We start from the raw sequence: 10,962 nt of genomic DNA, 5'->3' as shown, positions 1-10,962 counted from the left end.
CCGGCTGGTTACCGCCCGGTCCGAGGCCTCGGTCTTGATGCCGTCGGGGGTGAGCGGCAGGTCCGAAACCAGCAGCAGCGCGCCCCGGGCGATCTCGTTGGCGTGGCCGACAACGAACAGTGTGGCGGTCTCCATATCCACGGCAATCGGGGTCATCCCTTCCAGCTGGCGGACGAACTGGTCGTCGTGCTCCCACATCCGCCGATTGGTGGTGTACACCACGCCCGTGCGGTAGTCGTGGCCGCGGTTCAGGATCTTCTCGGAGACCAGCTTGTGCAGCTTGAAGGAGGGCAGGGCCGGCACCCGGGGCGGGAAGTAGTCGTCGCTGGTGCCCTCGCCGCGGATGGCGGCGATGGGCAGGATGAAATGGCCGATCTCGGTGGACTCCTTGAGGCCCCCGCATTTGCCAAGGAACAGCACGCCCCGCGGCTGCCGGGCGATGAGCAGATCCATGATGGTGGCGGCGTTGGCGGTCCCGATACCGAAGTTGATGATGGTCAGGCCCCGGTCGTTGGAGGCCGCCTGCATGGGGCGGTCCGTGCCGTGGATCGGGGCGCCGAACTCCTCCGCGAACGCCTCTACGTAGCTGTAGAAGTTGGTGAGCAGGACATGCTCCCCGAACCGGTCCAGAGGCATGCCGGTGTAGCGGGGCAGCCAGTCCCGTGCGATGGCCAGGCGGTCCGGCATGGGGACTCCGGGGGTCGGTGCGGGGCTCTTGCGGATCAGCCTAGGCCTGTCCGAAAGCGCGGAGCAATCCGGCGGGTGCCGGAGTCGTGGGGGGGCTGAAGGGGTAAGGGAAAACCCGGATTTTCCCGGCCGATCAACCCGATATCCTGTGTCCGCCCTTCGGGCAAGAATCCCGTTTTCGATTGTGGATGGGAGCAAAAAGGGGGAGGCGGTTTGCCTCCGGGCCTTCCAGACGCATGCACCCAACCCGGAAATTGGAAGGAGGAAGCGGTCGTGGAGAAACGTGGCCTCCAGCGCCGTCCCGTGCATCTGAACGTCCTGGTTCGCCACCGGGGCCTGCCCGTGGCGTTCTGTTCCACCCTGGACATGAGCCTGGAGGGGGCGCGGCTGTACTGCGGGCCCCTGGGGCTGGAGCCGGGCAGCACCGTGGAGGTGGACCTGTCCCTGCCCGCGGGCGACGACGCCTACCTGCGCCTGCCCGGGCGGGTGGCCCACTGCGACGACGGGTGCATGGGAGTGCGTTTCACGGGCGTGGATGGCGCGGACGTGGACACCCTGGGCGAGCTCCTGGACCGTGCCCCGAGGGCGGATGGCGAGGTCCGGGAGGCCGGGGCGTGCTATTCCATCTTCCTGTGAGCCCCGGGGGCCTACTCCCCCGCGAGGTCCCTGGAGGCCGGACGGTAGCAGACGAGGGTGTCCCCGGTGGCCGGCTCCAGGGGCTGCTCGGGGGAATGGAAGACCACCCGGCCGTCCTCCCGCACCAGGAGTAGGACCTCCGCGCTGATGGGGCAGCCCTCGAGGAAGTCCTCGTAGGTGAACTCCTCGGTCAGGCGGGTCTTCTGGAAGGTCCACCCCAGGTAGTGGCGCTCCATCATCCGCTCGTGGGTGGTCTCCTCGCTGAAGGCGATCTGGCCCCGGAAGGGCAGGCTGAAGGCCTGCGCATCGCTCGCCGCATCCCGTCCCGGGGCCAGCTGGAAGACATTCCCCCGGCCCAGATCCGGGGACAGCTGGGTGCACAGCAGGGCGTTGTAGGCGTCGTTGTCGGTGGCCGCCAGCAGGTAGCCCATGCCGGTAAGGTCCAGCCGCTGCTGGCCGAGGTCCGAGAGCAGCTCCCCGGACTGGGTGGGAACTCCGGCCATGCGCGCCGGGCGCAGCCGGCTCCAGGAGCTGTCCGCCAGCAGCACGGGCACCTCCAGCTCCTGCAGAAGGGTTGCCAGCCGCACGGTCCAGCCGGTGGCCCCCACGATGAGCACGCCGTCCCGGCGGGAGGCGACCAGGTCCAGCCGCCGGGCCAGCCAGTTGATGGTGAAGCCGTGGAAGAGAGCCGCGGCCAGGATCACGGTGAAGACCAGGGGCAGGATCTGGCGGGCGTCCTCGTAGCCGGCGCCCGCCAGGGCCGGCCCCACGATCCCCGCCATGGCCGCGGTGACGATGCCCCGCGGGCCGACGAAGGCCACGAACAGGCGTTCCCGCCAGGTCATGGGGGCGCGGATGGTGGCGAGCAGCACCGCCGCCGGCCGGACCCCCAGGATCATGGCCGCCACGAAGAGCGCGTCCCCCACCCCCAGAAGCCGCAGGGTCTCCAGGTCCAGGTTCGCCGTTAGGAGCACGAACAGCCCCGAGACCAGGAAAACCACCACCTGCCCCTTGAAGCGCCGCAGTTCCAGGGTGCTGGCCAGCCCCATGTTGGCCATCACCACCCCCATCACGGTGGTGGCCAGGAGGCCGGCCTCCTCCTGGAACAGGTTGGCCACCGCGTAGACCAGCAGCACCGCCCCCAGCATGCCCGGGGCCTTGAGGAACTCCGGCATCCAGCCGCGGGCGAGCACGCGCCCGAGCAGGTAGCCGCCGCCCCCGCCGAGGACGGCGGCCGTGCCGACGGCGAGGGCCATGCCCTCGGCCAGCACCAGGACCGCGCTGTCGTCGCCGAACAGGAGGAGGTACTCGAAGGTGAGGATGGCCAGCAGGGCGCCGATGGGGTCGTTGATGATCCCTTCCCACTTGAGGAAGGAGGCGGGACGCATCTGCAGGCGGGCCTGCCGCAGCAGGGGGCCCACCACGGTGGGGCCGGTGGTGACCAGGATGGCGCCCAGGGCGGCCGCCACCGGCCAGGTCAGGCCGGCCAGGAAGTGGGCCGCCACGGCGGCCAGGCCCCAGGTGAGCGCCACGCCCAGGGAGACGAGCCGCAGCACGCCCCGGGCGGTGTGGCGCACCTCGTGGAGCTGGAAGCTGAAGGCGTCCTCGAAGAGGATCACGGCCACCGCCAAGCCCACGATGGGCGTCAGCAGCGGGCCGAGGAGCCGGTCGGGGTCGATGAGGCCGAGCACCGGCCCGGCGAGCAGGCCGGCGAGGATCATGAGCACCAGGGCCGGCTGGTTGAGGCGCCAGGCGACCCACTGGGCCGACAGGCCCAGGACCACCACCAGTATGATGGCCAGCTCGGGGGGGAGCTCCATGGCCGGGGCGGCGGGGATCAGTCTTCCTCCTCGCGGGGGACGTAGCGGCCGCCGGAAAACGCCGTGAAGAACCGCCCCAGCTCCGGATGGTCGATCTGCTCGCCGCTGGGGTCGGGCTCCAGGTTGCGCTCCGCCACGTAGGTGCGGTGGCCGGCGTTGTGGACCAGGACCTGGTACCAGGGCCGGTCCTTCGGCGGGCGGCTGGTGGCCATGAGCTGGTACCAGGCCTCGGTGCCCCGGAATTCGGGGTCCACGCCCACGATCACCCCGCGGTAGTTGAAGCGGCGATGGTGGACGAGCTGGCCGACGCGGAAACGGGGCGAATCGTCGCTCATGACTCGGTCGGTTCCAGTGGGGGTCCGAAAGGGTATCCCTACGCTACGGCAAGGGCTGCAGTTGGGCAAACAGGGCGCTTCCCGGCCGGCTCCCCCGACCGCGGTTCACTCAGGGCTCTGACAGAGGTGCGGATCCTTCCGACCGTGTCCGGATGCGCGTGTGGGGACAAGCGCTTTACACCTTCTGATAAGCTGGACGCTCTGCCGCGCGGCGGTGTGAAATGGGGCCGGTCGGGGCACCGGCCAGAGAGCACAAGGACAAAGGGAGAGACCATTGCGCACGAGGGGCTGGATGGGATGGTTGGTATTGGCCGCGGGCCTGACGTTTTTGGCCGGTCCGGCCGGGGCCTATGACGAGCTGGAGGTGGAAGAGCGGGCCCTGCGGGTGATGGATGACCTGCTGCCTTCCGAGATCGAGACCCGCCAGAAGACCATGGAGGAGGCCGAGGTTTCCGGCTGGGTGCATGTGGTCTACGAGGCCCAGTCCGAACGCGGCTGGATCCCCGTGGAGCTCTACATCCGTGAGGAAGCCGACTACGCCTTCATGGGCAAGCAGTACCCGCTGGACCCTTCCGAGGACGCGGACGCCAAGGCCGAGGCGGCCATGGACAAGCGCCTGCCCGCGGAATTCGAGCGGGAGCTCCTGGAATCCCGGGACACTCCCTTGGAGGGGGTCCGGGAGTACCTGTACGAGGTGCAGGTGCCCCAGCGCGGTGCTCAGCCGGTGGCCGCCTATGTGGGCGAGGACTTCGCCGTGGTGGGGCAGCTCTTCGGGCCCGACAACGCCAATCTCACGGAGGCCGCCGAGCAGGAGTGGGCAGGCAGCCAAGTGGACTGGGAGGAGCTGGTGGATGGCCTGGAGCCGGTGTTCGGTTCCGGAGACACCGAGGTGCGTTTTGCCATGTTCACCGACCCCGACTGCCCCGCCTGCCAACGGGCCAAGGAGCGAATCGAGGAGCTCGTAGAGGAGAACGGCGACGAACTGTCCGGCTATCTGCTGTGGCTCCCCCTGGACATGCACCAGCACGCAAAGCCCAAGGCGGAGGTGCTGGCCTGTGCTGCTCCGGAGCGCCAGTCCGACCTGTTCGACGCCTTGCAGGGGACCCAGCCCAACAGCACCGACGACGTCTATTCCATTCTGGAGAACCAGGAGGTGGAGGTGTCCAAGTCGGTGCGGGAATGCGTGGCGGCCGGCGAGGGGGAAGAGCGGCTGAAGCGCTACAAGGACTTCGCCGACCGCATGCAGGTGCACTCCGTGCCTTCGGTGTACTTCGACGGGCGGCTGTTCAAGGGCTTCCCCGAGTCGGAGATCCGGGAGGCCCTGGGCGGGGATTCCTGAGCCCGGCGCGGTGAAGGGCGGACCCCTCCGGTCCGCCGGGTAGACCATCAAGGGGGGACAGGACGTCCCCCCTTTTTCATTCGGTCAGGGCCGCAGCACCAGGGCGTCGATGCCCTGGGACGCCAGCCGGCGCCGGACCGTCTCGGCGGCGGCGCGCTCGGCGTAGGGGCCCAGCCGCACTCGATACCAGGTGCCCTGGCTTTCCACATCGGCCGGCACGACCCGGGCCTGGAATTCCAGGAGGGCGAGGCGAGCCTTCAGGGATTCGGCCGCTTCGGACTCGCGGAAGGAGGCCACCTGCACCAGGAAGTCGCCGCCCTCATCGGACTGCGGCAGGTTTGCTAGGTCGCTTCCCGAATCGTCCCCGGAATCGTCCCCGGAATCGTCCCCGGAATCGGGGCGCTGGGTGTCTTGGGAGGGGGGCTCCGTGTCGCCGGCCGCCGGCTGGTCGCCGGTCGACTGCTCGGGGACCTCCACCTCCATCTGCGGCAACAGGGTGTAGAAGCGGTAGCCTTCTTCCTCCCGGTCGCTGCGCTCCTCGGGGGACGGTGCGGGGTCGGTCTGGGGCTGCGGCGGTGGGACGTCCTCGGGCTCCGGCGCCCGGTCCGGGGTGGGAGCCTCCCGTTGTGGCTCGGCGGGCCGGGTCTCCCTTTCCCCGTTCCCGCTGAGGAGGTAGAAGGGCAGCAGGATCAGCAGGCCCAGGCCGATGCCGCCGAGGAACCAGAGGATGGCCTGCAGGAGGCCGATCCGGGACTGACCGCGCCGGGAGCGGCTGCCGCGGCCTTTGCCGCGTTTCTTCGTGGTCCGGCGACCGGAGGAGCGGGCCATGGGCAATCACATCCTGTCGGGGGCTTCCACACCGAGCATGTGGAGGCCGTTGCCCAGGACCTGGCGGACCGCCTCCACCAGGGCGAGGCGGGCCCGGCGCAGCCCGGGGTCGTCCACGAGCACCCGGTGGGAGTTGTAGAAGGTGTGCAGCTCCGCCGCCACCTCCTGGAGGTAGCGGGCCACCCGGTGCGGCTCCCGGCTCAGGGCGGCCGCCTCCACCATCTCCGGGTAGCGCTGCAGACGCCGCAGCAGCCGGCCCTCCTTCTCCTCCACCAGCCGGGACACGTCCGCCTCCGCCAGCTCGGCGGCCGTGGGCAGGGTCTCGCCGGCTTCTTCCAGCTTGGCACGGATGCTCTGGATGCGCACGTGGGCGTAGTGGATGTAGTAGACCGGGTTGTCCTCGGTGTGGCGCTTGGCCAGCTCCAGGTCGAAGTCCATGTGCTGGTCGGAGCGGCGCAGCACGTAGAAGAAGCGCGCGGCGTCGCGCCCCACCTCGTCCACCAGCTCGCGCAGGGTCACGTACTGCCCGGAGCGGGTGGACATGGGCACCTTCTCCGCGCCGCGGTAGAGGTTGGCGAACTGCACCAGCTGGATCTCCAGGCCCTCGGGGTCCTGGCCCAGGGCCTGCATGGCCGCCTTCACCCGCGGCACGTAGCCGTGGTGGTCGGCGCCCCAGATGTCGATGAGGTGGTCGTAGCCGCGGCGGTACTTGGCCCAGTGGTAGCCGATGTCGTTGGCGAAGTAGGTGGCCACGCCGTCGGCGCGGATCACCACGCGGTCCTTCTCGTCGCCGAGCTCAGAGCTGCGGAACCAGGTGGCGCCGTCGGCCTCGTACAGGTGGCCCTTCTCCCGCAGGCGCTCCAGGGCCTTGGCCACGGCCCCCTGCTCCACGACGTCCCGCTCGTGGGCCCAGCTGTCGAAGGCCACGCCGAAGGCGTCCAGATCGGCGCGGATCTCGGCGAGGATGTGCTCCAGGGCGCGCCGGGAGACCGCCTGGAAGGCCTCGTCGCCGATGCGCTCCCGGATCTCCCGGATGTAGCGGTCCATGGCCTGTTCCGGGTCGTCCGCGTCCTCGGGGTAGGCGAAGCCGCAGTCCAGGGCGTCCCCGAATTCCTCCCGCACCTCGCGGGCGATGTCCCGGATGTAGGGGCCCTGGTAGCCCTTCTCCGGAAAGGTCCCCTCCGCCCCCTGGACCAGGTCGCGGTAGCGGCTCATGACGCTGGCGGCGAGGATGTTCATCTGCCGGCCGGCGTCGTTGACGTAGTACTCGCGCTCCACGTTGTAGCCCGCCGCCTCCAGCACCCGCGCCAGGGCGTCGCCGTAGGCGGCCCCGCGGCCGTGGCCCACGTGCAGGGGCCCGGTGGGGTTGGCGGAGACGAACTCCACCTGCACGCGCTCGCCATTGCCCACGGCGCCGCGCCCGTAGCCGGCGCCCGCCCGCAGGATCTCCGGCACCACCGCCTGGAGCACCCACTCGGCGAGGTGGAAGTTGATGAAGCCGGGCCCGGCCACCTCCACCCGCTCCAGCTCGTCGGTCTCGGGCAGGGCCGCCACCAGGGCCTCGGCCACCTCCCGGGGCGGCTTGCCGGCGGGCTTGGCCAGGCGCATGGCCAGGTTGGTGGCGAAGTCGCCGTGCCCCTCCTCCCGGGGCCGCTCCACCTGGATCTCCGGCGCCGCGTCCGGCGGGACCAGCCCCTGTTCCTGGATGGTCTTGAGGGCGGCCTCGAGGAGCTGCACAAGTCGCGCGTTCAAAGGGGTCTCCGTGGCTGGGCGGGGATTGCGACGGTCCGGGACCGGGCGGTCCCGAGGCGTGTGCCAAGGCGGAATAGGATAACCGAATCCGGGAGAAGGCCCCAAGCCGGGGGACGGCAAAGGGGGGTCGGTCCTGGTATTCTCCCCCTTCTGCCGTCGGGCAAGGGGGGAGGGCTCAGGAGCCGGAGCGCGGTCCGCGGTGCATGAGGGCACGGGCGTGGCCGTTGGCGGGCCAGACCTGGTCCAGGTCCGCGGCCACGGTGAAGGCGTAGACCCGCTCCCCGCCCTCCGCGCGGTTGTAGACGCGCTCCACGCGGTAGCGCCCTTCGGCCCCGGCGCGCACCGACCAGCCGGAGTCGGTCCAGCCGGTGCGCGGTTCCACCTGGCGGAGGACCTCGCCGACGGTGCGCCCCCCGTAGCGGAAGGGGTCCGCCGGGGCGGAGCGCACGGCCTCCAGGGCGGCCTCCTCCGGCTCCGGTCCGCCCGGATCGGGCAGGTCCGGCCCGCCCACCAGGTACTGGAGGAGCATCAGCAGGAGGATCGCCGCCACCAGCAGGGCGGCGGGAATGAGCCAGAGGTTGCGCGAGCCGGATGCGGCCATGGGCGGTGGGCTCCTGCGGTGAACCGGGGGGCGGGGATCCTCCCCCGCCGACGGTCCGCCATGGTACTAGGGAAGGGGCCCCGGGCCGAGGACCGGCATCCGAAAGGCCGTGCCCCCGGACCGTACCGACCGACGCCACAGAAGGGGAGAAGCGGATGCCCATGCTCCTGAACCTGATCATCGCCCTGGTGGGCCTCCTGCTCCTGGTCTGGGGGGCCGAGCGCTTCGTGCACGGGGCCGCCGGGCTGGCCCGGAGCCTGGGCGTGTCCACCCTGGTCATCGGCCTGACGGTGGTCTCCCTGGGCACCAGCGCGCCGGAGCTGCTGGTGAACTTCACCGCCCAGCTCACCGGCGCCCCCGCCATGGCCTTCGGCAACGTGGTGGGCAGCAACATCGCCAACATCGGCCTGGTGCTGGGGGTCTCGGCGCTGCTGCTGCCGCTCACCGTGCACTCCCAGGTGCTGCGCCGGGAGTACCCCCTGCTGCTGGGGGTCACCATCCTCCTCGGCGCCATGATCATGGACGAGGGGCTGCAGCCCCTGGAGGGCCTCCTGCTCACCATCGGCCTGGGCGGCTACGCCTACTGGACCTTCCGGGACGCCCGGCGCACCGAGGACGATCCCTTCCTGGCCGAGGTCACCGAGGACGTTCCGGAGGCCCTGCCGATGGGCAAGGCGGTGCTCTGGCTGCTGGTGGGGCTGGCCGGGCTGGTGCTGGGTAGCCGCGGCCTGGTGTTCGGGGCCGCGGAGATGGCCCAGGCGGTGGGCATCTCCGATCTGGTGATCGGCCTGACCCTGGTGGCCTTCGGCACCAGCCTGCCCGAGCTGGCCGCGAGCCTCGCCGCCGTGGCCAAGAAGGAGGACGACCTGGTGGTGGGCAACGTGGTGGGCTCCTGCCTGCTCAACATCCTCCTGGTGCTGGGCGTGCCCGCCATGATCGGCGGCATGCCGGCGGGCCCGGAGGCCGTGTGGCGCGACCTGCCGGTGCTCATCGGCCTGACCCTGATCCTGGGGCCCCTGTTCATCAACGGCCCGCGCGGCAGCTACCGCATCAACCGCCTGGAGGGCGGCGTGCTGGTGGTGGCCTACGTGGGCTACGTTTTCTGGGTGATCCAATCCTCCCTCGGCGGGGGTGGTGCATAGACAGGAGCGTTGCATGGGCGATCTGAAGGCGCTGATTTTCGACGTGGACGGCACGCTGGCGGAGACCGAGCGCGACGCCCACCGGGTGGGCTTCAACCAGGCCTTCGAGGAGGCCGGCCTGGACGACCACTGGAGCCCCGAGCTGTACGGCGAGCTGCTGGCGGTGCCCGGCGGCAAGGAGCGCATCCGCCACTACTGGACCCGGTACAAGGGCGAGCCCGAGCCCGACTGGGAGTGGGTCAAGGGACTCCACGAGCGCAAGGCGGAGATCTACACCGAGCGCATCCGCGCCGGCCTGGTGCCGCCGCGCAGCGGCATCCTGCGCCTGCTGGGCGAGGCCCGCGAGGCGGGGGTACGCCTGGCCATCGCCACTACCACCACCCGCGCCCCGCTCATGGAGCTTCTGGCCCACACCCTGGCCCCGGAGGCCGCGGACTGGTTCGAGGTGATCGTGGCCGGCGACGAGGTGGCGGAGAAGAAGCCGTCCCCGGACGCCTACCACAAGGCCGTGGAGGAGCTGGGGCTGCCGGCGGAGCAATGCCTCGCCGTGGAGGACTCGCCCCCGGGCGTGGAGGCGGCGGTGGCCGCGGACCTTCCCGTGGTCGTCACCACCAGCGAGTACACCCGCGACCGGGAGTTCCCCGGGGCCCTGGCGGTCTTCGACCGGCTCGGCGAGCCCGACAGCGAGGCGGCCCGGCTGCTGGCTGGTGGCGCCCCGCTCCCGGAGCACGGCGCCGTGGATCTGGCCTACCTGCGGGAGCTGTTCGCCAGCCGGGTGGCCGACCGCGAGGCGGAGGCCTGAGGTGGCGGAGCCGGGCGACCTGCCTCCCGATCCGCGCCAGCTCCTGCACGATGCGGACCCCAAGCGGCGCCTGGACTACCTGGTGGGGCGGGCCGCCATGGCGCCCTCGCCCTACAACACCCAGCCGTGGCGGTTCCGCAGCAAGGACCCGACGGTGGTGGACCTGCAGCGGGACGAGCAGCGCCGCCTCCGCGAGGCGGATCCCGAGGGGCGGCTCCTCTTCCTGGCCCTGGGCGCGGCCCTGGAGAACTTCCTGATCGCCGCCGCCGACCTGGGCTTCGCCCCCGAGGTGGAGGAATTCCCCGAGGGGGAAGAGGGGGCCACCGTGGCCCGCATCCACCTGCCCGAGCCGGGGCCGTTGCCCGAGCCGGACCCGCGGGTCGGGCTCCAGGCGGTGCGGCGCACCGCCCACGGTCCCCTGCACGGCCCGGCGGACGAGGCCATGCGCCAGGCGGCGGAAAACCTGGACCTGGAGGGGGTCCGCCTGGACTGGGTGGCCGAGGCGGAGCGTGAGCCGCTCATCGCCATCGCCGTGGAGGCGGTGACCCGGCGCTGGCGGCGGCGGGCCTTCCGCCGCGAGCTGTGGCGGTGGCTGCGCAAGGACGCCGCCGCCCTGGAACAGGAACGGGACGGCATGGCCCTCACCAACCGCCGGCGGTTGCCGGGCTGGATGGCGGCGGGGGCGCGGGGGGCCATGCTGCGCGCCCCCGGCCTCCTGGGGCCCGGGCGCAAGGCGGCCCGGCGCCTGCGCAAGGCCCCGGCCCTGCTGGCGCTCTCCACGGAAGGCGACGGCCCCGGCTACTGGCTCGCCACGGGGCGGGCCTACCAGCGCCTGGGCCTGGAGCTGGCCCACGCCGGCGTGGCGCTGGGGCCGGAGGCGGCGCTCACCGCCGATCCCGAGGCCCGGCGGCGCACCGCGGAGCTCCTCGGCCGGGATCACCCCCAGCTGGTGGCCCGCGTGGGCCGGGCCCGGCCGCGTCCGGGGCTGCCCCGGCGCCGCTTGCACCGGGTGCTCAATCC

Annotated in this window: 11 protein-coding genes; 5 read left to right on the top strand and 6 right to left on the bottom strand. The window is 71.5% G+C overall.

Going from position 1 to position 10,962, the window contains the following annotated elements; all coding sequences use genetic code 11:
- The coding region (locus ACLFRB_RS10760) for an AMP nucleosidase (RefSeq protein WP_411069013.1) at positions 1–687 on the bottom strand (687 nt) is incomplete at its 3' end.
- A gap of 273 nt (positions 688–960) precedes the next feature.
- Between ACLFRB_RS10760 and ACLFRB_RS10755 the strand changes: the two genes are divergently transcribed.
- Positions 961–1,323 (top strand): PilZ domain-containing protein, encoded by a 363-nt coding sequence (locus tag ACLFRB_RS10755; protein WP_411069012.1) that lies wholly within the window; start codon positions 961–963, stop codon positions 1,321–1,323.
- A gap of 11 nt (positions 1,324–1,334) precedes the next feature.
- On the opposite strand, the gene ACLFRB_RS10750 is transcribed toward ACLFRB_RS10755, so the two are convergent.
- Together ACLFRB_RS10750 and hspQ are read right to left on the bottom strand one after the other, a co-directional pair.
- Positions 1,335–3,143 (bottom strand): cation:proton antiporter, encoded by a 1,809-nt coding sequence (locus tag ACLFRB_RS10750; RefSeq protein WP_411069011.1) that lies wholly within the window; start codon positions 3,141–3,143, stop codon positions 1,335–1,337.
- A gap of 17 nt (positions 3,144–3,160) precedes the next feature.
- On the bottom strand, positions 3,161–3,478 hold the full coding sequence (gene hspQ / locus ACLFRB_RS10745; RefSeq protein ID WP_411069010.1) for a heat shock protein HspQ: 318 nt from the start codon (positions 3,476–3,478) through the stop codon (positions 3,161–3,163).
- A gap of 292 nt (positions 3,479–3,770) precedes the next feature.
- Here hspQ and ACLFRB_RS10740 point away from each other — a divergent pair, with 292 nt between their 5' ends.
- Positions 3,771–4,817 (top strand): thioredoxin domain-containing protein, encoded by a 1,047-nt coding sequence (locus tag ACLFRB_RS10740; RefSeq protein WP_411069009.1) that lies wholly within the window; start codon positions 3,771–3,773, stop codon positions 4,815–4,817.
- 84 nt (positions 4,818–4,901) lie between these two features.
- Here the strand turns inward: ACLFRB_RS10740 and ACLFRB_RS10735 are convergent, their stop codons facing one another.
- The 3 genes from ACLFRB_RS10735 to ACLFRB_RS10725 form a co-directional block, all read right to left on the bottom strand.
- Entirely contained in the window at positions 4,902–5,645 is a 744-nt protein-coding gene (locus tag ACLFRB_RS10735; protein WP_411069008.1) for an SPOR domain-containing protein, read from the bottom strand.
- Between the two features lie 6 nt (positions 5,646–5,651).
- A complete protein-coding gene (argS, locus tag ACLFRB_RS10730) occupies positions 5,652–7,397 on the bottom strand; it encodes an arginine--tRNA ligase (protein ID WP_411069007.1) in 1,746 nt (581 codons plus the stop codon).
- 175 nt (positions 7,398–7,572) lie between these two features.
- Entirely contained in the window at positions 7,573–7,998 is a 426-nt protein-coding gene (locus ACLFRB_RS10725; RefSeq protein WP_411069006.1) for a hypothetical protein, read from the bottom strand.
- Positions 7,999–8,153: 155 nt separating this feature from the next.
- Between ACLFRB_RS10725 and ACLFRB_RS10720 the strand changes: the two genes are divergently transcribed.
- The 3 genes from ACLFRB_RS10720 to ACLFRB_RS10710 all read left to right on the top strand — a co-directional run.
- Positions 8,154–9,140, top strand: a complete 987-nt coding sequence (locus tag ACLFRB_RS10720) for a calcium/sodium antiporter (protein ID WP_411069005.1) — start codon at positions 8,154–8,156, stop codon at positions 9,138–9,140.
- 13 nt (positions 9,141–9,153) lie between these two features.
- Positions 9,154–9,942, top strand: coding sequence for an HAD-IA family hydrolase (locus tag ACLFRB_RS10715; protein WP_411069004.1), 789 nt, complete (start codon positions 9,154–9,156; stop codon positions 9,940–9,942).
- A 1-nt stretch (position 9,943) separates the two neighbouring features.
- The coding region (locus tag ACLFRB_RS10710; RefSeq protein WP_411069003.1) for a hypothetical protein at positions 9,944–10,962 on the top strand (1,019 nt) is incomplete at its 3' end.

It is taken from the genome of Thiohalorhabdus sp., assembly GCF_046545655.1.
Classification (GTDB): Bacteria; Pseudomonadota; Gammaproteobacteria; order Thiohalorhabdales; family Thiohalorhabdaceae; genus Thiohalorhabdus.
The sequence above is the reverse complement of the archived record's forward strand: the minus strand, read 5'-3'. Positions and strand labels throughout refer to the sequence as shown.

Bases quoted from the DNA above. Each gene is read 5' to 3' on its own strand.
- ACLFRB_RS10750 (WP_411069011.1), bottom strand. From the start codon at position 3,143: ATGGAGCTCCCCCCCGAGCTGGCCATCATACTGGTGGTGGTCCTGGGC.
- hspQ (WP_411069010.1), bottom strand. From the start codon at position 3,478: ATGAGCGACGATTCGCCCCGTTTCCGCGTCGGCCAGCTCGTCCACCAT.
- ACLFRB_RS10740 (WP_411069009.1), top strand. From the start codon at position 3,771: ATGGGATGGTTGGTATTGGCCGCGGGCCTGACGTTTTTGGCCGGTCCG.
- ACLFRB_RS10735 (WP_411069008.1), bottom strand. From the start codon at position 5,645: ATGGCCCGCTCCTCCGGTCGCCGGACCACGAAGAAACGCGGCAAAGGC.
- ACLFRB_RS10725 (WP_411069006.1), bottom strand. From the start codon at position 7,998: ATGGCCGCATCCGGCTCGCGCAACCTCTGGCTCATTCCCGCCGCCCTG.
- ACLFRB_RS10720 (WP_411069005.1), top strand. From the start codon at position 8,154: ATGCCCATGCTCCTGAACCTGATCATCGCCCTGGTGGGCCTCCTGCTC.
- ACLFRB_RS10715 (WP_411069004.1), top strand. From the start codon at position 9,154: ATGGGCGATCTGAAGGCGCTGATTTTCGACGTGGACGGCACGCTGGCG.